Origin of the sequence: Mesorhizobium sp. B4-1-3 (assembly GCF_006439355.1) — a bacterium.
In the GTDB taxonomy this organism is placed as follows: domain Bacteria; phylum Pseudomonadota; class Alphaproteobacteria; order Rhizobiales; family Rhizobiaceae; genus Mesorhizobium.
Genome location: NZ_VFTG01000048.1, coordinates 1 through 25,733, shown reverse-complemented (window position 1 = coordinate 25,733; position 25,733 = coordinate 1). Strand labels below are relative to the sequence as shown.

Genomic DNA, 25,733 nt, shown 5'->3' with positions numbered 1-25,733 from the left:
AGCAAAATGCGAAGAGCCAACTGGAGCAGAGACTTCTTCTATGAGCTCTTTACTCATATGCGATAGCCCTGCCCTTGTGGGGGAGATTAGCCAACCTCCGACGTCCTCCTGCGCACAACCACCCCCAGCTCGTCGCTCTCGCGGGCGATGCGCAGGCGCTCCTCGGCTTCGGTCGCTTCGCGCTGGCGGTCCCACATCGAGGCGTAGAGGCCGTGCTTGGCGAGAAGCGCGGCATGCGTGCCGCGCTCGGCGATCTGGCCGTCCTTCAAGACGATGATCTCATCGGCCGAGATCACCGTTGAGAGACGGTGTGCAATGACGATGGTGGTGCGGCCCTTGCTGACGAGGTCGAGCGCGGCCTGGATCTCCTGCTCGGTCTGGGTGTCCAGCGCCGAGGTGGCTTCGTCGAGCATCAGAATCGGCGGCGCCTTGAGGATGGTGCGGGCAATCGCCACGCGCTGCTTCTCGCCGCCGGAAAGCTTCAGCCCACGCTCACCGACCATCGAGCGGTAACCTTCTGGCAGCTTGTCGATGAACGGACCGATCTGGGCGAGCTCGGCCGCCTTGCGCACCTCCTCCTCGCTGGCGCCGACGCGGCCGTAGCGGATGTTGTAGGCGATGGTGTCGTTGAAGAGCACCGTGTCCTGCGGCACCATGCCGAGCACGGCGCGCAGGCTTTCCTGCGTAACGTCACGGATGTCCTGGCCGTCGATCAGCACCTGGCCGCCCTGCACGTCGTAGAAGCGGAATAGCAGCCGGGAGATCGTCGACTTGCCGGCGCCCGACGGGCCGACGATCGCCACCGTCTTGCCGGCCGGCACCTCGAAGGAGACGCCTTTCAGGATCTTGCGGTTCGGGTCGTAGGAGAAATGCACGTCGCGGAACTCGACCTTGCCGGAGCCGACCTGCAACGGCTTGGCGTCGGGTTTGTCGACGATCTCCTGCGGCACGTCGAGCAGATCGAACATGTGCTCGATATCGGTCAGGCCTTGCCGGATTTCGCGGTAGATGAAGCCGATGAAATTGAGCGGCACCGAAAGCTGGATCAGCATGGCGTTGATGAAGACGAAATCGCCGACGCTCTGCGTGCCGGCCTGCACTTCGAGCGCCGACATGCACATGACGATGACGGTGCCCAGGCCGAAGATGAGGCCTTGGCCGAAATTCAGCCAGCCGAGCGAGGTCCAGGTCTTGGTCGCGGCGATCTCGTAGCGCGCCATCGAGCGGTCGAAGCGCTCGGCCTCCATGCGCTCGTTGGTGAAATATTTGACCGTCTCGAAGTTCAAGAGCGAGTCGATCGCCTTGGTGTTGGCGTCGGTGTCGCTGTCGTTCATGTCGCGGCGGATCGAGATGCGCCAGTCGCTGGCTCTGACCGTGAACCAGACATAGAGCGAGACGGTGACGGCGACCACCGCGACGTATTTCCAGCCATAGGTGAAGGCGAAGATGCCGGCGGTCAACGCGAATTCGAGGATGGTCGGCGCGGTGTTCAGCATTATGAAGCGAACGATCGTCTCGATGCCCTTGGTGCCGCGCTCTATGATGCGCGACAGGCCACCGGTGCGACGCTCGAGATGGAAGCGCAGCGACAGCTCGTGCATGTGGACGAAAGTGCGGTAGGCAAGCTGACGCACCGCATACTGGCCGACGCGGGCAAACAGCGCATCGCGCAACTGGTTGAAGCCGAGTTGCACCAGCCGCAGCACATTGTAGGCGATGACCAGCATGACCGGCGCGAGCAGGAAGGCGGGCAGCGGTGGCGGCGTCTTGGCGGCGTGGGCCAGCGCATCGGTCGCCCATTTGAAGAAATACGGACCGGCGACCAGGGTGACCTTGGCAACGACCAGCAGCAGCGTCGCCCAGGTGACCCGGGCCCTGAGATCGGCTCGCTCGGCCGGCCACATATAGGGCCAGAGATTGCGCAGCGTGGTGAGGGTGCCGGCTTCGGCGGATACGGTCTTTTCGGCCACTAGTCTTGCCTTTTGGGTGGGGGGCAGCAGGAGCTGGCGAGTCGGGTGAGCGAGGCGGAGAGGCCTGCAAGCGCGACATGATCGACGGCATAGCGCGAGCGCCGCCGATCGACCTCGAAACGGACCAGCCCCGCCTCGACCAGCACCTTCAGATGTTGTGAGACGGTCGACTGGGCAAGGTCGAGATGGTCGACCACCTCACGGCACGAGCAGCAGGAGCTGGCTGAGAGGCGCTTCAGGATCTCGATGCGCGCCGGGTGCGACAGCGCGGCCAGGCGGAGCGCCATGGCGTGGCTGTCGCTGCAGCAGATTTCGGAGGATTCGGTCATCGTCCATCGCCGATAGACGATGAACGGGAATGGGGCAAGCTAGGCGGATGGGTAGAAAGGGTAATCTCCCCCCTCGTGGGCCCCTTGTGGGGGAGATAGCCGGCAGGCCAGAGGGGGCGAAGGAACGCGACCTCTGACTATGAGTCGACCAATCCGCGGAAGTTCGCGATTTGCGAAAGGGACTGAACTGACAGGCCGGCCGGACAGCGCCCCCCTCTGCCCTGCCGAGCATCTCCCCCACAAGGGGGGAGATCAGCTGATCTTCCTACTCCGCCTTCGTCGGCGCTGTCGTCATCTGCTCGCCAATGGCCTTCATGTCGGCGTCCTCGCCTTCCTTCGACTTGGACGGCACCTTGAACACCTGGCCCGGCCAGATGCGGTCGGGATCGCGGATCTGGTCCTTGTTGGCGAGGTAGATGGTCGAATAGCGCACGCCATGGCCGTAGACCCTCCGCGAGATGCGCCAGAGCGTGTCGTTGCGGCGGATGATGACGGTGCCGTCGGCATGTTCGAGCTTCGGCGCGACCGTCTCCGCAACGTCGTCCGACGGCGTCGTCTCGGCGACCTTGGCCGGAGTGTCGGCGGGCTGGGCCGCTTCATGCGGCTTGGCTTCCGTGGCCAGGGACCCGGCGCCCCGCACTTGTGCAGGCTTGGTCTTGGCCGGCTGGGCCTCGCCGGTCTTTGTTTCATTCGGTGCGACGGCGGCGATCGACTCGCCGGGCTCGCGCTCGAACGGCACGGCGGCGCGAGCGACGACCTTGACGCCGTCATCGTCCAGCCCATCGACATGGATGGTATAATTGCCGACCGGAATGTCGCGCGTCGCTTCGATCAGGAAATGCCCGTCGGGCGAGGTCTTGGCGTCGCCGAGCAGGATGGCATCGGCATAGGCGCGCACCCTGCGGCCCGGGTCGGCCGTACCGGCGACGAAGATCTTGCTGCCGTCGATCTCGACCGCCTCGACGGCAATCTTGGGCTCCGCAGCCGCCGCAGCCGGTGCGGTCGCCTGGTCCGTGGCGGCCGGCGCCGAGGCCGTGCCGGACGCAGCCTGCGCGGTCGTAGCCGGAGCCTGGGTCGCAGGCGCCGCAGCCTGATCGGTCGCAGCCGGCGCCGCCGGCTTGGTCTCGGCCTCGGGAACCGTGATCAACTGCGAGGCCTTGCCGGGCTCCTCGACCATGGCCAGCACCTGGCCCGTCGGGCTCTGCGGCACCGAGACGACGGCGGTCTGGGCCGACGCGATGGTTGTGCCACCGACCGTCTGGCGCAGCGTGATCGTATAGTCACCCGGCTTCAGCGGGTCGTCGAGCACGATGGCGAAGGCGCCGTCGGGACCGGAATCGGTCGAGCCGAGCACGGTGCCGCCGTTCAGGATCTCGACCTTGGCGTTGGGCGCGGCGCTGCCGGCGACGACGATCGAGCCATTGCCCTCGACGCGCACGACATCGAACGTCGGCAGCGTCGGTCCCCCGGCGGCAGCAGGCACCTGAGCGGGCGTCGTTGTGGCTGGGGCCGTCGCGTTGCTGGCCGGCGCCATCTTATTGGCGGGCGCCATGGTGTTGGCCGGCGCCATCGTGTTCGCCGGAGCCATCGTATTTGCAGGGGCCATCGTGTTTGCAGGGGCCATTGTGTTGGCCGGAGCCTGGGGCACGCGCGCCTCTGTGCTGGTGCTTGAGGATCCGGCCGGTTTGGCATCGGTCTGTGGCAGCGCCGCGACCTGCGCCGGCTTCTGGTCGTTGACGTAAGGGTCGAGCGCGCCCGACCCGTAGGCGACCGCCGCGATGGCGATAACGCCGCCCGTCGCGAACAAAAACGCCTTTGAAGGATTGATAGCCATAATTCCGTATTGCCCCCTTAGCCACCTAACGCCCGGTCTAGCGTGTTTTCTCCATGCTCACAAGAAAAAGCCCGTCCGCGGACTTGACCCGGCCAACCGTCCCCATCACCAATCATCGCCATGAACACGATTCGATCCGTCTGCGTCTATTGCGGCTCGTCTCCGGGCCGCGACGAGGCCTATATCAAGGCCGGCCACACGCTTGGCCGCTCGCTTGCCAAATCCGGGTTGCGCCTGATCTATGGCGGCGGCACCAAGGGCATCATGGGCGCCGTCGCCGATGGCGCGCTCAAGGCCGGCGGCAAGGTCACCGGCATCATCCCGCGCTTCCTGATCAACAGGGAGGCGACCGAGACCGCGCTCGACAAGCTCGATGAATTGCTGATCACCGACAACATGCACGAGCGCAAGCACAGCATGTTCGAGAAATCCGACGCCTTTGTGGCGCTGCCCGGCGGCATCGGCACGGTCGAGGAGATCGTCGAGATCATGACCTGGGCGCAACTCGGCCATCACCGCAAGCCGATCGTGTTCGCCAACATCAAAGGTTTCTGGGACCCGATGCTGGCACTGATCGAGCATATGTCCGAGGAAGGCTTCATCCACACCGCGCATAGGGTCAAGCCGCTGGTGGTCGACGACCCGGAAGCCATTGTCGCCGCGATCATGGTGGCGGGCTCCTCGGTCGACGCACCGACGGAAGGAATGCAGTCGGTGATCGACAAGATGTAGACATTAGGCAGTAGCCAATAGGAAGACAGCCCTACTGCCTACTGCCTACTGCCTACTGCCTACTGCCGCCCTCCTCCTCAAATCCCCAACCACCGCCCGCCGATCATTCCTGCGCCATGCCAGATGGATCGATATGCTGCGCCTGAACCAGGGCAGATCGCGGACGATCACGCCGGGCGGTGTCGCGCTTCTAAGGCTTTCCTGGACAGTGGCGAGGCCGAGGCCGGCGCGACCAGGCCGAGCGAGGTCAACGGGTCGTTCGTCTCGTAGGCGATGTCGGGCATGAAGCCGGATTCGACGCAGGCCGCCAGGAACTGCGCGCGGTTGGTGTCGCCGGGCTGGCGCACGACGGTGATCCAGACGCGGCCGTCGAGCTGGCCGGGGCCGATGTCGGCGACATCGGCCAGCGGATCGCCTTCCGGCATCGCGAGCACCAGCGGCTCGCGCCGCACCAGCATGCTTTCAAGATCGGGATCGCCCTCCGGCGCGGGCGAATAGACGAAGCCGAGATCGAGCACGCGCTCTTTCAAATCCTCGAACTGCGCCGCCGTCCGCCGGCTACGCAACTGCAGATGAAAATCCGGCCGCGCGCGGCGGAAACCCCTCAGCATCGCGGCGACAAGCCCGGAATGCACAGCGCCTTCGACATAGCCGATGGCGAGGCTGCCGGCGGCGCCGCTGGCGAGGCCGCGGCCGAGCTCTTCCAACCGCGCCGCATTGGCAAGCAGCGCTCGCGCTTCGGCAAGAAAGGCCCTGCCCTCGGCGTTGAGGTGGACGCGCTGCTTCGCGCGCTCGAACAAGGCGACGCCGAGTTGCTCCTCCAGTTGGATGATCTGGCGGCTCAGCGGCGATTGCGAAATGTGCAACTGCTCGGCGGCGCGGCCGACATGGCCGGCCTCGGCCACGGCGACGAAATATCTGATCTGGCGCAGGTCGAGCATCTTCGCTCAAATCTCAGTCCTTCAAGGTCTGAACCTTAGCCTACTCAGTCTTGGACAATCTGACCAGCCGGCGCGATATCTCCCGGCATCAACCGGCCACAAGGAGACCGCCATGCAGTTCTTTGCCCTGCTCACCCGCAACACCCAGAGGTTCAACGACGCCGATTTCGCGCCGCTGCTCCCGCCAGAGTCCGAACAGCGCAAGACGCTCTACGTGCAAGGTGCGGTGCGCCAGATCTGGAACCGCGGCGACGTTCCCGGCACCGGCATCATGTTCGAGGCGGCCGACGACGCCGAAGTGCGCGCCCACCTCGCCACGCTGCCGCTGATCGAAGCCGGCATGATGGATATCGCGGCGATCGTGCCGCTCAACCCTTACCCGGGGTTCGGGCCAAAGCACTGAACAAGCCTCAAGCGAGGCTGTCGCCCCGCCCGGCAGCCTCATCACCTCGGGGCCGTAATCGCGGCCCCGCTCCTCTTGCCGAAGAAGAAGCCGTCGCTATTGTCGATGGCAATCCGAAGCAGGGGCGGAATATCCATGAAACTTGGCTTTGTCGGCACGGGCACGCTGAGCTCGGCCATCGTCACCGGGCTGAAATCGCTGCCGGGCGAGACGACGCCAGTGGTGGTCTCGCCGCGCAACGAGGCGATCGCCGCGGCGCTTGCCCAGCGCTTTGCGGATGTGCGCATCGCCGCCGACAACCAGGCCGTGCTCGACCAGTGCGACACGGTGATGCTGGCGGTGCGGCCGCAGATCGCGCGCGAGGTGCTGAAGGAGCTGCGGTTCCGCAAGGACCATCACGTCGTCAGCCTGATCGCGACGATCTCGCGCGAGGAGATCGCCGGCCTCGTGGCGCCGGCGACGCATGTCGGCAAGGCGCTGCCGATGCCGATGATCGCCCGCCTGCAGGGCGCGACGCTCATCTGTCCGCCGGACCCGGTCGTGGCGGCGTTCTTCGGCAGACTGGGCGGGGCGATCGAGGTCGAGGACCAGAGCGAGTTCGACGCGCTCAGCGTCGTCACCGCGACCTATGCCAGCTATTTCAAATATCTCGACACGATCCACGCCTGGACGCGCGGCCAGGGCGTTCCGGGCGACAAGGCCCGCGACTACATCACCAGCATCTTCAAGGCGCTGGCCAATGCTCCGGACACGGCGCCGGACGAAGATTTCATGCATCTTGCGCAGGACTATGCGACGCGCGGCGGCATCAACGAGCAGGTGTTGCGCGAGCTGACCGAGCGCGGAACCTTCGACGCCTTCGCGGAGAGTCTTGAGCGCGTGCACCGGCGCATTACCGGCGAATGATCGGGATCACTCCGCCGGAGCGAGCCGCGGTGACGGCCTGCGGACGCTGAGCCGGTCGAGATAGAGATAGACGACCGGCGTGGTGTAGAGCGTCAGCAATTGCGAGACGATGAGGCCGCCGACGATCGCCGCGCCGAGCGGCTGGCGCGGTTCCGCGCCCGTGCCGGTTTCGAGCGCTAGCGGCAGCGCGCCGAGAGTCGTCATCATGATCGGCCGCAAGATCGTGCCCGGAGCATAGGCGCGTGAATTTAGGCGCGCAATTCCGGCACACATTAAATTCTGTAAGAAATTTAGTGGGTTAGGCGTCAAAAATCGACGAAATAACAAGGAAAAAAGCATATGGTTTCCCAGCGATTTTTGCCTGTCGACTATCGGTGAAGGAGGGTGCTTGGGTACCAGCGATAGGCCTACGCTTCCTGCTTGCGCCGCTTAGGCAAGGCCTCGATCTCTTCTGCGGACAAGTCCCTCACCTCGTTCCAAAAACGCGATTTCGCCGAATTGAGCAGCCCATCCGGGTCTAGCCGCTTCTTCCAGGCCAGATGCTTGAAATCGGGCTTCATGCTGCCGCCCTCGACACAGGGCACATGCGGGCTCGAGGTGCCCAGGCCATGCGCCTCGTAGACGGCAGTGATTTCCGCCAGGCGCAAGTCGGTGGTGTAGCGCACGATCGGCAGGTCGAAGGCCACCAGCCTGTCGTTGAGCAACGCGAATTCGTGATGCATCAGCACTTCGTCGCCGAAGGCCTTTTGCAGCGGCTCGATCAGGCCGCTGTCGAGCGGCGCAGGGAACGTGACCTGCAGATTGGTCACCGTGCGGTCCTGCTTCAGCACCTGCAGCGTGGTGTGGTTATAGGAAAATTCGGACAACGCCGGCAGGCCGGAAGCCGCGATGCCTTCACCGTCGAGATCGATGTCGACCGTGCCGCCATGCTTGCGCAGCACATCGCGAACCGCTGCTGCATCCGCCTCGGCCACGATGACGATGGCGAGGTTGCGCCGGCGCTTTGCGAGGTCCCCGAGCTTGGCGATCGAGGCGGCGATGCGGCCGTCCACCGAGGTCAGAAGCTTGAGGTTCAGCGCACGCGCGTTGCCGAGCGCGATGCCGGCTTCGAAAGCCTGCCGATAAGTGTCGAAGGAAGCGATGATGTTGCGCCAGCGCGGCGATGCGACGGTGCCCAGCGTCACTTCGGTGATGACACCGTTCAGCCCCCAGGCATGATGGATGGCGAGGATTTCGGGGCCGGTGAAGACGTGGTGTTTCGGCTCCTTCTCCATCGACAGCGCCGCGATCGCCTGGATGTTCCTGCCATCGCGAAGCATGCCGTGGCGGATCGAGCCGATGCCGCCCGAGCCGCCGGCGATGAAGCCGCCTATGGTGGCGATCGCTTCGGTCGAGGGTACAATCGGCAGCTCGCGGCCATGGCGCGCGAGCGCTGCGTTGATGTCGCCGATGCGGGCGCCGGCTTCGGCGCGCACGGCGTCGGGGCCGATCTCCAGCACGCGCGAGATGCCGGTCATGTCGACGATCAACCCGCCATCCATCGGCACGGCCTGGCCGTAATTGCCGGTGCCGCCGCCGCGAATGACGACCGGCACCCGCCACTCGGCCGCGACCGCCAGGCAGCGCGCCAGTTCATCCACCGTGGCAGGTGCTGCGACGAGATCCCCGAAGCAGGACGACAGGTCGCGGCTGAGGATCGGGCTGTACCAGAAGAAATCGCGCGAGCGCTTCTTCACGATCGACGGCGTGTCGAAGGTCTCGATGCCGTCGATCGCCCTGGCGAACGCCTGCCAGTCGATGTCGTTTTTCCCGGAGATGGACATGGATCATCTCGCCTAACGTTGCTTCGCAGCGAAACGAACACATGCCGATGAGCGTCCGCGAAGATCACGCTTGGTCTGGAAGGTCCGGCTTTCGTCGAGCATCTCGCTTCTCCGCTGGCCGCGCTGCGACCTGTCGAATTGCGGCTCGTTTCCTTGAAAGCCCTGTGCCATGGGGTAGCATGACTGTCGTTCAGGCCAGGACATCTGTCAACCGCCTGCCGGCGCTTGACAAAGCCGAGCGCCTGTTGGACGTTTCTTTTCACCATGGCACCGGGTTCGAGCCGCTTTCTCCGACCGGCAAAGCGTCGGAACGAAACGGACCCGCGATGCCAGCAAATCCAGAAATCCTTACCGACAGTGAGCAAGGCCAGCGCCTCGTAGCGCGTCCGCGCGTGTTGACGGATTCTGTTGCGGCATGCCGGTTCCCAAGCATCGCAAGGATCATGAGATGAGTGAGACCATCCCCGCCATCAACATCGCGCCGCTGTTCGGCCCCCCCTCGCCTGCCCGCGAGGAGGCCGACCGCCAGATCTTCACTGCTGCCTCCGGCATCGGTTTCATGACCGCGCGCGGTTTTCCGGGCGCGGAGCTTCTGACGCGCGAGCGGCGCGGCGAGCTCCTGAGGATTTTCGAGTTGCGCGATGCGGAGAAAGAGAAGCTGCTGCGCTGGAATTTCGACCCGTCGAAATCGAACTATTATCGCGGCTGGTTCCCGCTGCAGCCGGCCGCAGTGTCCTACAAGGAAGGCATCGACATGGGGCCCGACATCGCCCATGCCGATGCCGAGTTCGCAGCCGACGATCCGCTGCTCGAACGCACGCCGCTGCCGGCCGAAAGCGATGTTCCGGGATGGAAAGCGGCGGCGGCGCATTACTATCGCTCGATGGAAAAGGTCGGCGCGGCGCTGATGGCCTCGATCGCGCGCAGCCTCGGGCTCGCGGACGACATTTTCGACGGCTATTTCCAGGGCGGCATCTCGACGCTCAGGTTGATCCGCTATCCGCTGCGCAGCGAGGACGGCGCGGTCGACCTGTCGAAGCCCGAATATTCGGTCATGCACAAGGGCGAGCGCCGGCTGATCATCGGCCGCGAGCATGCCGATTCCGGCTTCGTGACGCTGTTGGCGCAGGACGGCGTCGAAGGGCTGCAGGCCAGGAACCATGCCGGCGAGTGGATCGACGTGCCGCCCGCCGACGGCACGCTGGCGGTGAATTTCGGGCAGCTGCTGGAACGCTGGACGGGCGGCGTGGTGCAGGCGACGCGCCACCGCGTGATCGCGCCGAAGACGGCGCGCTACTCCATCCCGTTCTTCTACGAGCCGCGTGTCGACGCCGAGATCGCGCCGCTGCCGATCAAGGGCGCCAGCGACTTCGCGCCCTTTCTCTATGGCGACTATCTCTGGGAGTCGGCGACCAACTTCGTCGAGATGGCCGGCGTCAAGAACCTGCGAAAGCCGAGACGGCCGGCGGCCGCCTGAGCGTCATCAACCAACAGGGGGGAACGACCAATGAGCACCGAGACGCGCAAGCTGCCTTCCATCCTTGGCGGATGGGAGGCCGCGGCGAGACAAGGCAGGATCGATCGACGCGAATTCCTGGCCGTGGCCACCGCGCTCGGCGCCTCCACTGCGGCGGCCTACGCCATGGCGGGCCTCGCCGCGCCGGCCGAGGCGCGGGCCGACGAGCCGAAGCGCGGCGGCGTGCTGAAGGTGGCGATGCTGGTGCCGGGACTGAAGGATCCGCGCACCTTCGATTCCTCCGACCTCGGCAATATCGGCCGGCAGTTCCTCGAGCCGCTGGTGCGCTACACCGAAACCTTCACCTTCAAGCCGATGCTTGCCGAGCACTGGGAGGTCAATGACGACGCCACACGTTACACGCTCCATCTGCGCAAGGACGCAACCTGGAGCAATGGCGATGCCTTCAGCGCCGACGACGTGATCTTCAACTTCACCCGCTGGTGCGATACCGCGGCCGCCGGCAATTCCATGGCGCGGCGTTTTGCCGGCCTGACCGAGGGCGACAGCGGCAAGCTGCGCGCCGGCGCGATCGAGAAGGTCGACGACCATACTGTCGTGCTCAACCTTTCGGCGCCGGACGTAACGGTGATCCCCAACCTCGCAGACTATCCGGCGCTGCTCGTGCACCGCGATTTCGACGCCAATGGCGGGGATCTCGCCAAGCATCCGGTCGGCACCGGCGCCTTTGAGCTGGTGTCGCTCGATGTCGGCCAGCGCGCGGTGTTCAAGCGCCGATCGAACGGCAAGTGGTGGGGCGGCGAGGCGTTGCTCGACGGCATCGAGATCATCGACTACGGCGTCGATCCGAACGCGCTGGTCAGCGCTTTCGAGGCTGGCGAAGTCCACACCAATCTCGACAGCAATGGCGACTTCATTGCGGTGTTCGACGGCATGGGCCTGACCAAGAGCGAGATCCTGTCGGCCTCGACCGTGGTTGCCCGCGCCAATGCGGCAACCGCGCCCTACACCGACGAGCGCGTGCGACGCGCGCTGCAACTCGCGGTCGACAATTCGGTGGTGCTGAAGCTCGGCCTCGCCGGCGCCGGCGAGGTGGCGGAGAACCATCATGTCTGCCGCATCCATCCCGAATATGCCGAACTGCCGCCGATCAAGCGTGATCTCGACGAAGCCAGACGCCTGATGAGCGAGGCCGGCCAGATGGGCTACGAGCACGAGCTGTTCTCGATCGACGATGACTACCGCAAGAACACCGCCGACGCGATCGCCTCGCAGCTGCGCGAGGCGGGCTTCAAGGTGAAGCGCACCGTGCTGCCGGCCTCGACCTATTGGAACGGCTGGGCGAAGTTCCCCTATTCGACCACCAATTGGGCGATGCGGCCGCTGGGCGTCCAGGTGCTGGCGCTCGCCTACCGCTCGGGCGAGGCGTGGAACGAGAGCGGCTTCGCCTCGACGGAATTCGACGCCAAGCTCGACGAGGCGCTGAAGACCGCAGATGTCGAGAAGCGCAAGGCGGTGATGAAGGATGTCGAGACGATCCTGCAGCGCTCCGGCGTGATCATCCAGCCCTACTGGATGAAGCTCTACTGCCACTCGGCCAAGCAGGTGATGAACCGCCATGCCCATCCGACCTATGAGCTGGATTTCACCGAGGTGTGGTTGGCTGCCTAGACAGCCTTGGTCAGGCGGCGCCGGTCCTCGCCGAGCAGTGTAGCGCCGGGCGGAAACAGCCCGCCGAGAATCTCGCGGCCGAAACCGTTGGTTATCTCATCCGTCACCGACGAGGTCTGGTGCCGCCACTTGTCCGGCCCATTTTGGTTTGCCAACAACCGGTCGGTGTTCCCTCACCAAGCCGAGCCTGTCCATCATCATCCGATTTGTCAGATGAATTTGGCTGAGGCGCAGTGATGGCGGGATCACGAGCGTGTTGGCGGACTCCGCCTCAAACCGGCAGGCTCGTCTCCCCCACCGACAGATGCTGCTCGATGGGCGGATCGATCTTGGTGTCCTTGACGAGACCGGCCAGCACCCTGTCCACCGACAGCCTGCCGGAACCGGCGAGCGCCAGGATGAACATGCCGCCGGCGATCGCCAGGTCCTTTTCGAAATGTAGCAATTCGTTCTGGCTGGCGAAATTGGTGTGGAAGAGGCTTGCCGTCATCAGGCAGAACAAGCCGAGCCCGATCGCGCCCAGCCGGGCCAGGATGCCGAGAGCCACCGAAAGGCCGGCGCCAAGCTGCAGCGCGATGGTGGCCAAAAGCAGCGGCGTGCCGACGCCGAGCGCCGCCATCGCCTTCTCGGCGCCCTCGAAATGCGTCGCCAGCTGCAGACCCTCATGCACGAAGATCAGCGATAAAAGCAGGCGGCCGGCAAGCAGGACCACGTCCTTGGCATGAAGCTTTTCGGCTAGTTCGGTCGTTGTCATCGTCGGCTCCAATCCTTGAAAACAGGGCCGCCACGCGCCCCCATGGACGCGCGCTGCGCGCTTAAGGTGCAAAGGTCGGAGCCGGCGCGAGGGAGAGGAACGCCGGCTCCGGTTTTCGGGCGCTACCGCCGTGGCGCCCAAAAGTCGGTACTCGTGGGGGCAAGGTCAGCGCCATGCCCCTCTCCGGCCGCTTCGCGGCCACCCTCTCCCCACGTTGTGGGGAGAGAAAACAGACGCCTCACTTCGTCACCTTCGTATCGATCGCCTGCTTGAGGTCGGAAAGCTCCTCGCAGCCCGACGGGCAGAGTTTTTGCAGCGAGGCGAGTTGCTCGTTCGCCTTGGCCATGTCGCCGGTCTCGACATAGAGCTCGCCCAGATATTCATGCGCCGCCTTGTGGTCTGGCTGAAGCTCCAGCGCCTTGGTGTAGTAGGTGAGTGAAGTCTGGTAGTCGCCGGTCTTGCGCAGCGTGAAGCCGAGCAAATTGTAGACATCGGCCTGCTGGGTGTCCTGCGCGAGGTCGCGCAGGTCGGCCAGCGCGCCCTTGTAGTCCTTGGCCTCGATCTTGGCCTTCACGGCCGTCAGGTCCGGCGCGTCGGCGCCTTCGATGTCATCCACCGCATAGGCCGGAACGGCGATGGCGATCGGGGCCGCGGTCAGGGCCGCAATGGCGCCGAGCACCGCGAAAAGTGCGTGTTTCATGGATGTTGTCGCTTTCTGCTCAGTATCCGAGTGAGATCAGATCTGGGTTGGGGTGAAGGCGTAGGCGTTGCCGTCCTTGACGAAGCTGCCTGTGCCGGGGAACGGGAAGTGCGAGCCGCAGATGCGGACATTGTCGGCGATCACCTGGTCGATAATCCGGTGGCGCGTGGTGATCGCCATCGGCCCGTCCTGGTCGTAGCTGCCCTGCCATTCGGGATGCGGGGCAAGCAGCGCCGGGACGTACATGGTGTCGGCCGAGACGAGGAACTGCTCGGAGCCGGCGTCGACATGGTAGACGGAATGTCCAGGCGTGTGGCCGGGCGCCGCCATGAGGCGGATGCCGGGCGCGACCTCCGCGCCGTCGTCGACCAGCTTCCAGTTCTTCCATTTCGGGAAGTTCTCGGCGATGCGCTTGCCCGCCGGCTTGCGGCCCTCGGGCAGCTTGGCTAGGCGGCTCGGGTCCGTCCACCAATTGTACTCGGTGGCGTTGACGATCAGCTCGGCATTCGGGAACACCGGATTGCTGGTGCCCTTCTCCATCAGGCCCCAGACATGATCCGGATGGAAATGCGAAATCATGATTGTGTCGATTGCCTTGTAGTCGATGCCGGCAGCCTTCATGTTGGCCGGCAGGTGCGTGGCGTTGGCCTGCCACTGGCCGACGCCGGAACCGGCATCCATCATGATGGTGCGGCCGTTCATCTGAAGCACCACGACGGTCAACGGGATCGGCATGAACTCGGTGGTCAGCCCTGCCTTGGCGAGCGCTGCCTTGGTGTCGTCGACCGACACGTCCTTGATGAAGGCCGGGTCGTGGGGCTTGCGCCAAATGCCGTCATAGACGGCGGTAACCTCGAGCGAGCCGACCTTGTATTTATGGAAGCCGATAAGCGGCTCGACCGGGGTTTCGGCGTAGGCCGCGGGCGCGAATTCCAGCTTGCCGGCAATGCCGAAGGCGGCAGCGGCGGCGGCGGATCCGAGCACCATGCGGCGTGTCATGTTGAACATCAGAAATCTCCTCTTCATGGCTATGAGTGGCTGCAGTTCAGGCGATGCGAGAGAAAATGGCGGAGGGCCCGGTGCTGCCCTCCGCCGGCTGCGGAAACCGGAGCCGGCCGATCCGACTGAAGACCGGCCGGCGCCGAGAAGATCAGCGTCTCTGGCTCGGTTACGGCGAGGGCGTGCCTTCCCTGCCGGAATCCAGGCCTTCGACTGCTGAACTCCTTGGGCGAGGACCTTCGGTCCCGCCGGCTCAGCGACCCCAGATGCCTTGGCCGGGCTCATCCGCAGCGATCTTGGCCGCCGGCTTCACGTCGTGGCGGTCCATGTCCAGCTTCATGATGGAAGCAGTGGCGGTAGTGTCGACGGTCGCGGCCTGCTGGCCGCCATTCGTCCACGGGAAGTGGTCGCTGCCGGCAAAGGCGCTGCCGGTGGCAACGAGGATGACGACTGCGGTGAGGGCGATCTTGTTCATGTGCATGGTCCTTCCGGGTTGGTTGATGCGTGCCTTGGGAGGATGGCCTCGCTACAGCCAAGACCCGGAAGGCCCGGGCTTTATTCCCAGGATGCGAAGAAATTTTCGGAGGCAACGAAGATCGCGATTTTTGCTGGATGAACGGCCCAGTCAGCCGGCATTAATCATGGCTCGATTTTGTCGTTTCAAGCAAGCATTCAGGGCGCAAAATGGCGCAACTTGGGACGGGCATGGAAGTTCTAATTTAAGCACTTTCCTTTAACTCCGAGCGACGGAGCGTCGTCCAGCAAAGCTATTCGGGTTGAATTGACCGCGACAACTTTCAACATCGGCCGTGTCAGGCAGGCCGTCTTCTCTTCCGCCAACGTGCCGGCGGCGATTGCTTTCGTCGTGCTCTTGATCTGCGCGATGTTCGTCGACCAGCAGAACAAAAGGGTTTCCGATCAACTCGCGCGCGCCGACGTCCTCTACAAGGTCAATGTCATCCGCGCCAAGCTGGAAGGAAACATCAACGGCAATCTCCAGCTGGTTCAGGGCCTCGTCTCAGCCATCGTCACCGAGCCTTATATGGGCCAGCAGAGATTTGCCTCCCTGGCTGCCAATCTCTTCAAGCAGAAATCGCAGTTGCGCAATGTTGGCGGCGCGCCCGATCTCGTCCTTTCGCTGATGTATCCGATGGAGGGCAACGAGAAGGCGATCGGGCTCGACTACCGCGAGAACGAGTCGCAACGCATGGCGGCGCTTAGGGCGCGCGACCAGCGCATATCGGTGCTTGCCGGTCCCGTCGACCTCAGGCAGGGCGGGCGCGCTTTCATCGGTCGGATCCCTGTTTTCGTGCCGACAGCAGGCGGCGGCGATCGCTTCTGGGGCCTTGTCTCGGCGGCAATCGATATCGACCGGCTCTACGCCGCAAGCGGCCTCACCGACCCCGATCTCGACATAGATGTGGCGCTTATCGGAAAGGATGCGCTTGGCGGTGGCGGTCAGCGCTTCTTCGGTGGCGCCGACATCGTCAAGAACAATCCGGTGACGGCGGAAGTGCAACTGCCATTCGGTTCGTGGCAAATATCGGCAATCCCCAAGGGCGGTTGGCCGACCGTGCCGAAGAACGAGCGGGTCTTGCAGGCGCTCATGGGGCTCGCCGCTGCGCTGGTAGTGCTGCCCATCCTGCTGGCTGGACGGCTGTTCGGTGAAAGGCAGAAAAACTATGCCCAATTGAGACGCCTGTCCGGGAGGCTGGAGCTGGCGCTGGAGGCTTCGGGCATCGGCGTGTGGGAGCAAGACCTCGTCACCGACGAACTGCTGTGGGACGATCGCGTCAATGAGATCTACAGCAAGCCTGCCGACGGAAAGCCGCGCGGCTATGACGACTGGGCACAGGCGCTCCACCCCGAGGATGTCGCGCGGGCTCAGCGCGAGTTCGACGTTGCCGTGGCTGCAAAAGGTCCCTACTCCTCCCAGTATCGACTGCTTCGCCCAGACGGCACCGTCCGCCATGTGCGCGCGCGTGCAAGCTACTTCCAAGACAGCGACGGCACGCCGAAGATGATCGGCGCCGAATGGGACGTGACCAGCGACGTTCTGCTCAACGAGAATCTGGTGCGTGAACGACAATTGTCGGAATCGAAGAATGCCGAACTCGAGACCGCCAAGGCGCGCATCGAGCATGTTGCGCTGCACGATTCGCTTACCGGCCTGCCCAATCGCCGTTACCTCGACGAGATGCTGGCCAATTCGCCCGAGGATCGCACTGCGTTGCTGCATCTCGACCTCGACCGCTTCAAGCACATCAACGACACGCTCGGACATGCGGCAGGCGACGCCATGCTCATGCATGCCTCGAAGGTCATCAAAGCCAACGTCCGAGCAGACGACTTCGTGGCGCGCATCGGCGGGGACGAGTTCGTTGTGGTGTGCCAGGGGCGCGGTGACAATGATCTCGCCGCGCTAGCGGACCGTATCATCGAGGAAATGCGCCAGCCCGTCGATTATAAAGGCCACCAATGCCGGTTCGGGGTTAGCATCGGGATTGCGGCTCTCGGCGGCGTCGATGCGAAGCAGTTGCTGGTCAACGCCGATCTCGCCCTCTATCGAGCCAAGAGCCGCGGTCGCAACCGTTATGAGTTCTTCAATGAGGAACTGCAGAGCGAGATCGTCAGGACCAAGCAGACGGCGGACGAGATCCTCGGCGGGCTGGAGCGCAACGAATTCATCGCCTACTACCAACCACAGTTCGATGCCAAGACCCTCGAGATCGTCGGCGTCGAGGCACTGTCGCGCTGGCGCCACCCACGGCGCGGCATCCTCGCCCCCGACATCTTCCTCAAGGTGGCGGAAGAATTGAATGTGGTCTCGCTGATCGACCGCACGATCCTCGAGCAAACGCTCGAGAATTTCCGGCGCTGGTCGCTCGATGGCCTCAACATCCCGCGTTTTTCCGTCAACGTCTCAGCACGAAGGCTGGAGGACAAAGACCTGATCAACGGCCTGCGCAAGCTGGCGATCAAGGAGGGAACCGTCTCCTTCGAGCTCGTCGAGTCTATTTTCCTGGACGAGAACGACGAGCTTGTCGCTTGGAACATCGAGCACATCAAGGAACTCGGGATCGACATCGAGATCGACGATTTCGGCACCGGCCATGCATCCGTCGTCAGCCTGCTCAAACTGCAACCGCGCCGTCTCAAGATTGACCGGCAGCTCGTCACGCCGATAACCGGCTCGGCGGCGCAGCGGCGGCTGGTGTCGTCAATCATCGAGATCGGCAAATCGCTCGGCATCGGGGTCGTGGCTGAAGGCGTCGAGACGATGGAACATGCGCGCATCCTGAAAGAGCTTGGCTGCGATATCCTGCAAGGCTACGCATTTGGCCGCCCGATGGACGCAAAATCCTTCAGGACCTTTGCGATGTCGCGCGAATGGCTGGCCACGGCATAGCCGGTCGAAAGGAGCTGCGTTTGACCGCACCGCCGCCGGCCGCGCAAGCCGTTCAGCAAGCCAGCAAATGACAGGACAGCTCTGTCGGAGCGAGAGCTTTAAACATAGTCACCGAACTGTCACACCAGGCGGCACGCGCCATGGTAGGTTCGCAGTGGCCGCCCCCCGCGACCCCGACCGCATCAAGACCCGGCGAAGCCGCCATGAACATCGCCCTCCCCGCCGAAGGCACCGATCTCTCGCCCTATTTGCCGGACGAGCATGGGCTGTTCTTCACCTATCATTTCAAGGCCGACGGTTCCCGCACCACGGATCCCGCCGAGGCGCATTGGAGCTGGCGCAGCTACCAGATCACCGACATGCGCGCCCGCCAGGAGATCGGCGCCGACCAGGCCCTGCCGGCGCCGGTGCGCGACGCCTTCCTGTCGCCCAGCCATGGCTGCCAGATCGATTTCGAGGACGACTTCCTCTATGGCGACCTGCCCGACCTCAGGCACGATTTCGCCGAGGCGCGCGGGCTTACCCATTTCCGCTTCGCCTTCAACGACCGGATGCTGGTCGGCGCCCGCAAGCAGCCGCTGGAATCGGTTGACAAGATCCGCAAGCTGGTGGAGAGCGGCACGCGAAAATTCCGCACGCCGGCCGAGCTGATCGAAGCGGTGATGGACCAGTCGCTCGACGGCATGGCGGCCGAGCTCGACAAGATGGGCGACACGCTCGACGGCATCGAGGACCGCATCGTTTGCGATGCATGGCACAATGAGCGCCAGGCGCTGGTCGACGCGCGCCGGCAGCTGGTGCTGATCCACCGGCAAATGGCGACACTCACCGGCCTGTTCCGCCACCTAGACCATTCGCATCGCAACGAACTGCCCGATCCTATCAACGACATGGCGACTCGGCTTTCGCACCGGGCGCACACGCTGCATCACGACGGCGAGCAGTTGCAAGCGCGCACGCGCCTGTTGCAGGACGAGCTGATGGCCAAGCTGACCGAACAGTCGAACCAGTTGCTCTATATCCTCTCCGTCATGACGGCGGTGCTGTTGCCGATGACCATCATCTCCGGCCTGTTCGGCATGAATGTCGGCGGATTGCCGCTGGTCGGCACGCCGTTCGGATTCTGGGTGGTGACGGCGATCTCGGTCGTCATCGCCGGCATCATCTATATGGTCGTGCGACGACTGGGGCGCGTGTAGCGCGTCAGGCGGTTGCCCGCAAATCTTCGACGATCGCGCCGGCGGCCTGGACTTCGGCTTCGTGGCCGGGTTCGCGCCACGTCTCGGCAAGTCCGGCCGCGTACCATTCGCGCATGGCCGACAGATCGAGCAGCCGCCGCGGATAGTTAGCCGCTTCGCCTTCGAAAGTCAGGCCATAGGACTGCGCCCTGAATGCGATGGGGGCGAAGAAGGCATCGACGGCACCAAAACGGTCGCCGGCCAGGAACGGCCCGCCGAAACGCGCAAGGCCGTCGTTCCACAAGTCTCCCATGCGGAAGATGTCGTGCTTCAGCGCGCCGGACATCGGCAATGGCTCGACGCGGACGCCGCAGCACATCGGGCAGTCATCGCGCATCGCGGTGAAGCTCGAATGCATCTCGGCGGCGGCCGAGCGCGCCCAGGCGCGCGCCTTGGCCCCCGCCGGCCAGACGCCCTGGTGGCGTTCGGCCAGGTATTCCACGATCGAGAGCGAATCCCAGACCGCCCAGCCGTCGTCGACAAGGCAGGGCACCCGGCCGTTAGGCGAGAATTGTCGGTAGAGGTCGAAACTCGATCCGCTCGGGAACGGCGTCAGCCGCTCCTCGAAGGGAATGTCGAGGACGCGCATCAGCAGCCATGGCCGCAGCGACCAGGACGAATAGTTCTTGTTGCCGATATGCAGAACGTACATCAGAGCCCCTTGTCCGGTCACCGCAATTTCAGACGGAAAACCGTTGCGCACTTGCCTATCTTGTTGCGGGCTCCGGCTGACGGACCTCGCGGCCCCTGAACATCGACCAGCTATACATCGCCAGCGCCGTCCAGATCAGCGCGAAGGCGATGGCCTGCGTGGTGCCGAACGGTTCGTCGAAGATCAACACGGCGATCAGGAACACCATGGTCGGCGCGATATATTGCATGATGCCGATGGTGGACAGGCGCAGCAGCCTGGCGCCGAAGGCAAAGAGCAGCAGTGGTACTGCGGTGACGGGACCGCAGCCGATCAGCAATGCGGTGTCGGCCCCGGTGCTGGAGATAAAGTGATCCTGGCCCGTGGCGATCAGGTAGACGATGTAGCCGAGCGCCGGCACCGAGAGCAAAAGCACCTCGAGCAGAAAACCTTGGCTCGGGCCGATCGGCAGCGTCTTGCGGAAGAAGCCGTAGGCGGCAAAGGAGAAGGCGAGCGCCAGCGACACCCACGGCAATTTGCCGGCCTCGACTGTGAGCACCGTCACCGCGACCGTGGCGAGCGCCACCGCGGCGATCTGCAGCCTGTCGAGCCGCTCGCCGAGCAGCACGGCGCCGACGACGACGCTGACCAGCGGGTTGATATAGTAGCCAAGCGCGGTCTCGACGGTGCGGTCGACCGCGATCGCCCAGACATAGATGCCCCAGTTGATCGAGATCAGCACTGCCGTCAGCGCTGCCATCGCAAGGCTGTTCGGCGAGCGGATCGCCGCCTTGAAGTCGGCGGTGCGGCCGGCCCAGATGAGCACCGCCGCCGCGATTGGCACCGACCACACGACGCGGTTGGCAATCACTTCGGCAAGCGGCAGATGCGCCACCGCCTTCATGTAGAAGGGTAAGAGCCCCCAAAGGAAATAGGCGCCAAGCGCCAGGAGGAACCCGCGGCGAGCCTTGGCATCCTGATCGAGATCGGCTGTAGCAGTGACCATGGCCTAACGCTATGGCCCAGCGGAGCGCCCAAGACCATCACAAAATTATGATGGATCAACGGAGTTTTGGTGATGGTTCAAGCGGGCTGCGCAAGTCCTCGCCCCACAAAGTGGGGCGAGGAAAGGAGCCCTACTCCGCCGCCACCAGTCCCGCCATCTCACGGTTCTTCATCAGCTTGTAGACGATCGAATCCATCAGCGCCTGGAAGGAGGCATCAATGATGTTTTCCGACACGCCGACCGTCCACCAGCGGGCGCCGGTGGAATCGTGCGATTCGACCAGGACGCGGGTGATGGCCTCGGTGCCGCCATTGAGGATACGCACCTTGAAGTCGGCCAGTTCGAGGTCGACGATCTCGCTCTGGTACTTGCCGAGGTCCTTGCGCAGCGCGATGTCGAGCGCGTTGACCGGGCCGTGCCCCTCGGCCACCGACATCTTCTCCTCGCTGTCGACCTCGACCTTCACGATCGCCTCGGAGACGGTCTTCAGGTTGCCGTTGGCGTCGAAGCGGCGCTCGACCATGCAGCGGAAGGAGGTGACGTTGAAGAACTCCGGCAGGCCGTGCAGCATTTTTCGGGCAAGCAGCTCGAACGAGGCGTCGGCGCCTTCATAGGCATAGCCCTCGGCCTCGCGCCCCTTGACGACGGCGATCAGCGCATCGAGTCGGTGATCGTCCTTGGGCACGTCGATGCCGCGCCGCTTCAGCTCGGCGAGGAAATTGGCCTTGCCGCCCTGGTCGGAGACCATGACGCGGCGGCGGTTGCCGACGGCTTCCGGCGGCACATGCTCATAGGTCGCCGGCTCCTTGGCCAGAGCCGAGGCATGAATACCGGCCTTGGTGGCGAAGGCGGAGGAGCCGACATAGGGGGCCTGCGCCTCCGGCGCGCGGTTGAGCAGTTCGTCGAAGGCGCGGGAAAGCCTGGATATCCCCGTCAGATCCTCGGCAGAAATGCCGGTTTCGAAGCGATCGGCGAAGACCGGCTTCAGCGCTAGCGTCGGGATGATGGTGATGAGGTTGGCGTTGCCGCAGCGCTCGCCGATGCCGTTCAGCGTACCCTGGATCTGGCGCACGCCGGCCTCGACCGCGGCAAGGGAATTCGCCACCGCCTGTCCAGTGTCGTCATGCGCGTGGATGCCAAGATGGTCACCGGGAATGCCGCCGGCGATCACCTTCTCGATGATGGCGCGCACTTCCGAGGGCTGCGTGCCGCCATTGGTGTCGCACAGCACCACCCAGCGCGCGCCGGCATCGTAAGCGGTCTTGGCGCAGGCCAGCGCGTAGTCGGGATTGGCCTTGAAGCCGTCGAAGAAATGCTCGCAGTCGACCATTGCTTCCTTGCCGGCGGTAACCGCCGTCTCGACCGAGGCCTTGATGGACTCCAGGTTCTCTTCGTTCGTGCAGCCGAGCGCGACGCGGACATGATAGTCCCAGCTCTTGGCGACGAAGCAGATGGCGTCCGACTTCGACTGCACCAGCGCCGCCAGCCCCGGATCGTTGGAAGCCGAGACTCCCGCCCGCTTGGTCATGCCGAAGGCGACGAATTTCGCGCTCTCCGTCCGCTTCTTCTGGAAGAAGGCGGTGTCGGTCGGGTTCGCCCCGGGGTAGCCGCCCTCGATATAATCGATGCCGAACGCGTCGAGCAGTTTTGCGATCGCGATCTTGTCCTCGACGGAAAAGTCGATGCCCGGCGTCTGCTGGCCGTCGCGAAGGGTGGTGTCGAAGAGGAACAGTCTTTGTTTTTTCATGGCTATAGCTTGAAAGGTCGCGTTCCTTCGCGCCCCCCTCTGTCCTGCCGGACATCTCCCCCGCTTGGGGGGATTAGACGGCACTTCGGCTTTCGCCAATCTCCAGCGCTGCAGGAGAAACGGTGTGGCCGAAGCTGCTGATCTCCCCCCTTGTGGGGGAGATGGCCGGCAGGCCAGAGGGGGGCGCCGCAGAGCACGAAGCTGCATGACTATTTCCCTGCAAACTTATCCGTCGCCCGGATCAGCCGATCCAGAATCCCCGGCTCGGAATAGGCATGCCCTGCCCCTTCGATGAGGTGGAAATCCGCCTTCGGCCAAGCCTTGTGCAGCGCCCAGGCATATTTCGCCGGGCACGGCATGTCGTAGCGGCCGTGGACGATGGTGCCGGGGATGTCCTTCAGCTTCCAGGCATCGCGCAAAAGCTGCCCCTCCTCCAGCCAGCCGGCATGGACGAAATAGTGGTTCTCGATGCGCGCGAAGGCGATGGCATAGTCGTCCTGGGCGAACGGGTCGCTGGTCTCGGGCTCGGGAAGCAGCGTGATCGTCTCGCCCTCCCAGATGCTCCAGGCGCGGGCGGCCTCGACCTGTGCCTTGCGGTCGGAGCCGACCAGCCGCTTGCGGTACGCGGCCATCATGTCGCCGCGCTCGGCTTCGGGGATCGGCGCCAGGAAGCGCTCCCATTTGTCGGGAAACATCTCGGAGACGCCGAACTGGTAATACCATTCGAGCTCGGCGCGGGTGAGCGTATAGATGCCGCGCACGATGAGCTCGCTGACGCGCTCCGGATGCGTCTCGGCATAGGCGAGCGCCAGCGTCGAGCCCCAGGAGCCGCCGAAGACAAGCCATTTGTCGAAGCCCGCCATCTCGCGCAGCCGCTCGATGTCGGCGACGAGGTGCCAGGTGGTGTTGGCCTCGAGCGAAGCATTGGGCGTCGACTTGCCGCAACCGCGCTGGTCGAACAGCAGGACGTCGTAGAGCTCCGGGTCGAACAGCCGTCGGTGTTTCGGCGAGATGGTGCCGCCCGGGCCGCCATGCAGGAACACGGCCGGTTTGGCGCCCCTGGTGCCGCAGCGTTCCCAGTAGACGGTGTGGCCGTCGCCGACATCGAGCATGCCCGACTCGAACGGCTCGATCTCGGCATAGAGCGTGCGCAAGGAATTGCCTTGGATCGTCATAGTTTCAAGCCCTGCTGCGGCCAGTTGGCCGTCTCGTGGTCGGGGTGCTGGAAGGAGATGATCTGCTCCTGCCGCCGATAGAAGTCCGGGTCATCGAGGATCGGCGCCTCGAAGATCTTCTCTACCCAGGGCAGCCGCACCGCGTAGTTCACCTGGATCTGCGGCGCGAGATCGGAGCGGTCGTCGAAGGCGCCGATGGCAATCTCCAGAGCGCCGGGCTGGCGATAGGTCAGCGGCGTGCCGCAGCGGGCGCAGAAGCCGCGGTCGATGTTGACCGAGGACTGGAAATAGCTCGGCTCCTCACGGGTCCATTCGACGCCGTCCTTCGGCACCGTCACCAGCGCACCGAAGAAATTGCCGAACTGTTTCTGGCACATGCGGCAATGGCAGATGGACGGGCGCCCGAGCTTGCCGTGCACGCGGAAGCGCACGGCGCCGCATTGGCAGCCGCCGGTTCGAACTTGATCGGTCATGGTTTTTCCTCCGGCGGCCATTGGTCGGTGTCGTGATCGGGATGCTGATAGGAGACGAGCTCGGCGAGATACGGCGCCGACGAGACATCGCCCATCGTCTCCTCGGACGGCAGCTTCGCGATGCCGTCGACATAGGGAAGTTTTGCTTCGATGCCCCACTGGATGATGGGCGCGATGCCGGTCGGATCATCGAAGGCGGCGATCGCCAGCGCCACGCCATCCGGCGCCTCGAAGGTCAGCGGCGTGCCACATTCGGCGCAGAAGCCGCGCCAGGCGGCATTGGACGAGCGGAAGCGTTTCGGCTCGCCGCGCGTCCAGTCGAGCGTGGCGCCGCGCACCGACACCAGCGGCAGATAGAAATTGCCACTCGCCTTCTGGCACATGCGGCAATGGCAGACCGAGGCGTCGCCCAGCGCGCCTTCGACGCGGAAGCGCACGGCGCCGCACTGGCAGCCGCCTGTATAGACCGGCCGGTTGTCGAGGCTCATCGCTCACTCCTGGTCATCGGCTTACTCCGGGTCATGGGTTTACTTCTGGGTCATGGCAGACCGCTTCGACATTGTTGCCGTCGGGATCGAAGACGAAGGCGCCGTAATAGTTGGGATGATAGTGCGGACGCAGGCCCGGCGCGCCATTGTCCCTGCCGCCGGCGGCAAGTGCAGCCGCGTGGAAGGCATCGACCTCGGCGCGGCTGCGGGCGGTAAAGGCGACATGCTGGGTGGATTTCGGCTTGTCCGTGCTGTCGCTCAGCCAGAACACCGGCCGGTCGCGACCATAGCCGCCGACCTTGGCGCCGCCGGTATATTGCTCAGGCACCATGTAGAGCAGCGAAGCGCCCAGCGGCGCCATCGCCTTGTCGTAGAAAGCCTTCGAAGCGTCGAAATCGGAAACGATGATGCCGAGATGATCGATCATATGACGAGCTCCTCCGTGGGTGGCGCGGCGGCCAGGCCGGCCACGATGACGATGTGCTGGTAGACATTGTCGATATCGCGGATCACGTCGTCGTTCCAGAAGCGCAGGATGGTCCAGCCTAGAGCTTCGAGCTTTGCGTCACGCACCGCATCAGCCGCAGCAACCTCGGGCGAAGCATGCTGAGAGCCATCCAGTTCAACAATCAGCTTGCTGGCGGGACAGGCGAAGTCAACTATGTAGCCCGCGACGGGCATTTGGCGTCGAAATGACAGGCCCATAAGCCTATGCGCGTGGATCTCATTCCATAACTTCAATTCGGCATCTGTCATTTGCTTGCGCATCTTGCGCGCATTGCCGCGATTGGCGGCGGGCACAAGATGATGGGTCATCGCGAGGCGCCCCCCCTCTGTCCTGCCGGACATCTCCCCTTCTAGGGGGGAGATTAGCAGCTTCGGCGACGGCGCCCGGCCTTCAATGTCGGTGATTGGCGAAAGCCGACGCGACGTCCGATCTCCGCCCACGAGGGTAGGGGAATCGCAGATAAGTCGAATGTCTATTGCCAGGCAGCAAAAGAAGGATTCTTGAGAGGCTTTCTCGAAG

General features: G+C 64.2%; 25 protein-coding genes and 1 pseudogene. 7 read left to right on the top strand and 19 right to left on the bottom strand.

The features are described from left to right. Positions 1 to 86: 86 nt before the first annotated feature. The 3 genes from FJW06_RS29570 to FJW06_RS29560 form a co-directional block, all read right to left on the bottom strand. Positions 87 to 1,970: an ABC transporter ATP-binding protein/permease gene (locus FJW06_RS29570; RefSeq protein ID WP_140757164.1), complete on the bottom strand. Its 1,884-nt coding sequence runs from the start codon at positions 1,968 to 1,970 to the stop codon at positions 87 to 89. Next, positions 1,970 to 2,299 (bottom strand): metalloregulator ArsR/SmtB family transcription factor, encoded by a 330-nt coding sequence (locus FJW06_RS29565; RefSeq protein WP_140757162.1) that lies wholly within the window; start codon positions 2,297 to 2,299, stop codon positions 1,970 to 1,972. Before FJW06_RS29565 ends, FJW06_RS29570 begins: the two co-directional genes overlap by 1 nt. A 265-nt stretch (positions 2,300 to 2,564) precedes the next feature. Then, entirely contained in the window at positions 2,565 to 4,133 is a 1,569-nt protein-coding gene (locus FJW06_RS29560; protein ID WP_140757160.1) for a LysM peptidoglycan-binding domain-containing protein, read from the bottom strand. Between the two features lie 120 nt (positions 4,134 to 4,253). Between FJW06_RS29560 and FJW06_RS29555 the strand changes: the two genes are divergently transcribed. Next, entirely contained in the window at positions 4,254 to 4,865 is a 612-nt protein-coding gene (locus tag FJW06_RS29555) for a TIGR00730 family Rossman fold protein (RefSeq protein WP_140757158.1), read from the top strand. Positions 4,866 to 5,032: 167 nt separating this feature from the next. Here the strand turns inward: FJW06_RS29555 and FJW06_RS29550 are convergent, their stop codons facing one another. Continuing rightward, a complete protein-coding gene (locus FJW06_RS29550) occupies positions 5,033 to 5,806 on the bottom strand; it encodes a LysR substrate-binding domain-containing protein (RefSeq protein WP_246674934.1) in 774 nt (257 codons plus the stop codon). Between the two features lie 112 nt (positions 5,807 to 5,918). On the opposite strand from FJW06_RS29550, the gene FJW06_RS29545 reads away from it, so the two are divergent. Both FJW06_RS29545 and FJW06_RS29540 read left to right on the top strand, forming a co-directional pair. Then, entirely contained in the window at positions 5,919 to 6,209 is a 291-nt protein-coding gene (locus FJW06_RS29545; RefSeq protein WP_140757156.1) for a muconolactone Delta-isomerase family protein, read from the top strand. A gap of 135 nt (positions 6,210 to 6,344) precedes the next feature. Then, a complete protein-coding gene (locus FJW06_RS29540) occupies positions 6,345 to 7,115 on the top strand; it encodes a pyrroline-5-carboxylate reductase (RefSeq protein WP_140757154.1) in 771 nt (256 codons plus the stop codon). A 6-nt stretch (positions 7,116 to 7,121) separates the two neighbouring features. On the opposite strand, the pseudogene FJW06_RS29535 reads toward FJW06_RS29540, so the two are convergent. After that, positions 7,122 to 7,331 (bottom strand): annotated as a pseudogene (locus tag FJW06_RS29535) (efflux RND transporter permease subunit); the annotation flags it as partial. A 191-nt stretch (positions 7,332 to 7,522) separates the two neighbouring features. Further along, positions 7,523 to 8,938, bottom strand: a complete 1,416-nt coding sequence (locus FJW06_RS29530; protein ID WP_140757152.1) for an FAD-binding oxidoreductase — start codon at positions 8,936 to 8,938, stop codon at positions 7,523 to 7,525. Positions 8,939 to 9,386: 448 nt separating this feature from the next. Between FJW06_RS29530 and FJW06_RS29525 the strand changes: the two genes are divergently transcribed. Beyond that, positions 9,387 to 10,415 (top strand): 2OG-Fe(II) oxygenase family protein, encoded by a 1,029-nt coding sequence (locus tag FJW06_RS29525; RefSeq protein ID WP_140757150.1) that lies wholly within the window; start codon positions 9,387 to 9,389, stop codon positions 10,413 to 10,415. Between the two features lie 30 nt (positions 10,416 to 10,445). Beyond that, the gene (locus FJW06_RS29520) at positions 10,446 to 12,086 is read left to right on the top strand and encodes an ABC transporter substrate-binding protein (protein WP_140757148.1); all 1,641 of its coding nucleotides are present in this window, start codon (positions 10,446 to 10,448) and stop codon (positions 12,084 to 12,086) included. Here the strand turns inward: FJW06_RS29520 and FJW06_RS30355 are convergent. From FJW06_RS30355 to FJW06_RS29500, 5 genes are all read right to left on the bottom strand, one after another. Beyond that, positions 12,083 to 12,241 carry a hypothetical protein gene (locus tag FJW06_RS30355; RefSeq protein WP_181178658.1) on the bottom strand — a complete coding sequence of 53 codons (159 nt, stop codon included), beginning with the start codon at positions 12,239 to 12,241 and terminating at the stop codon, positions 12,083 to 12,085. The two genes, FJW06_RS29520 and FJW06_RS30355, sit on opposite strands and share 4 nt — an antisense overlap. Before the next feature lie 116 nt (positions 12,242 to 12,357). Continuing rightward, entirely contained in the window at positions 12,358 to 12,840 is a 483-nt protein-coding gene (locus FJW06_RS29515; RefSeq protein ID WP_140757146.1) for a DoxX family protein, read from the bottom strand. Positions 12,841 to 13,078: 238 nt separating this feature from the next. Next, a complete protein-coding gene (locus tag FJW06_RS29510; RefSeq protein ID WP_140757144.1) occupies positions 13,079 to 13,540 on the bottom strand; it encodes a tetratricopeptide repeat protein in 462 nt (153 codons plus the stop codon). A 36-nt stretch (positions 13,541 to 13,576) separates the two neighbouring features. Continuing rightward, entirely contained in the window at positions 13,577 to 14,548 is a 972-nt protein-coding gene (locus FJW06_RS29505) for an MBL fold metallo-hydrolase (protein ID WP_140757142.1), read from the bottom strand. Between the two features lie 244 nt (positions 14,549 to 14,792). Beyond that, positions 14,793 to 15,014 carry a DUF680 domain-containing protein gene (locus FJW06_RS29500; protein WP_140757140.1) on the bottom strand — a complete coding sequence of 74 codons (222 nt, stop codon included), beginning with the start codon at positions 15,012 to 15,014 and terminating at the stop codon, positions 14,793 to 14,795. A 306-nt stretch (positions 15,015 to 15,320) separates the two neighbouring features. Between FJW06_RS29500 and FJW06_RS29495 the strand changes: the two genes are divergently transcribed. Then, positions 15,321 to 17,948, top strand: a complete 2,628-nt coding sequence (locus FJW06_RS29495) for an EAL domain-containing protein (RefSeq protein ID WP_140757138.1) — start codon at positions 15,321 to 15,323, stop codon at positions 17,946 to 17,948. Positions 17,949 to 18,151: 203 nt separating this feature from the next. Next, positions 18,152 to 19,147: a transporter gene (locus FJW06_RS29490; protein ID WP_140757136.1), complete on the top strand. Its 996-nt coding sequence runs from the start codon at positions 18,152 to 18,154 to the stop codon at positions 19,145 to 19,147. 4 nt (positions 19,148 to 19,151) lie between these two features. Here FJW06_RS29490 and FJW06_RS29485 read toward each other — a convergent pair whose 3' ends face one another. The 8 genes from FJW06_RS29485 to FJW06_RS29450 form a co-directional block, all read right to left on the bottom strand. Then, positions 19,152 to 19,838, bottom strand: coding sequence for a glutathione S-transferase (locus FJW06_RS29485; protein ID WP_140757134.1), 687 nt, complete (start codon positions 19,836 to 19,838; stop codon positions 19,152 to 19,154). Positions 19,839 to 19,893: 55 nt separating this feature from the next. Next, positions 19,894 to 20,823, bottom strand: coding sequence for an EamA family transporter RarD (gene rarD, locus FJW06_RS29480; RefSeq protein WP_140757132.1), 930 nt, complete (start codon positions 20,821 to 20,823; stop codon positions 19,894 to 19,896). A gap of 130 nt (positions 20,824 to 20,953) precedes the next feature. Beyond that, a complete protein-coding gene (cimA, locus tag FJW06_RS29475) occupies positions 20,954 to 22,570 on the bottom strand; it encodes a citramalate synthase (protein WP_140757130.1) in 1,617 nt (538 codons plus the stop codon). Positions 22,571 to 22,779: 209 nt separating this feature from the next. Then, positions 22,780 to 23,745: a prolyl aminopeptidase gene (pip, locus tag FJW06_RS29470; protein ID WP_140757128.1), complete on the bottom strand. Its 966-nt coding sequence runs from the start codon at positions 23,743 to 23,745 to the stop codon at positions 22,780 to 22,782. Then, positions 23,742 to 24,218 carry a GFA family protein gene (locus FJW06_RS29465; RefSeq protein WP_140757126.1) on the bottom strand — a complete coding sequence of 159 codons (477 nt, stop codon included), beginning with the start codon at positions 24,216 to 24,218 and terminating at the stop codon, positions 23,742 to 23,744. Before FJW06_RS29465 ends, pip begins: the two co-directional genes overlap by 4 nt. Beyond that, the gene (locus tag FJW06_RS29460; RefSeq protein WP_140757124.1) at positions 24,215 to 24,706 is read right to left on the bottom strand and encodes a GFA family protein; all 492 of its coding nucleotides are present in this window, start codon (positions 24,704 to 24,706) and stop codon (positions 24,215 to 24,217) included. The genes FJW06_RS29465 and FJW06_RS29460 overlap by 4 nt, the downstream gene beginning before the upstream one ends. Positions 24,707 to 24,737: 31 nt before the next feature. Further along, entirely contained in the window at positions 24,738 to 25,133 is a 396-nt protein-coding gene (locus tag FJW06_RS29455; protein ID WP_140757122.1) for a VOC family protein, read from the bottom strand. Then, positions 25,130 to 25,522 (bottom strand): DUF559 domain-containing protein, encoded by a 393-nt coding sequence (locus FJW06_RS29450; RefSeq protein WP_140757120.1) that lies wholly within the window; start codon positions 25,520 to 25,522, stop codon positions 25,130 to 25,132. Before FJW06_RS29450 ends, FJW06_RS29455 begins: the two co-directional genes overlap by 4 nt. Positions 25,523 to 25,733 lie beyond the last annotated feature (211 nt).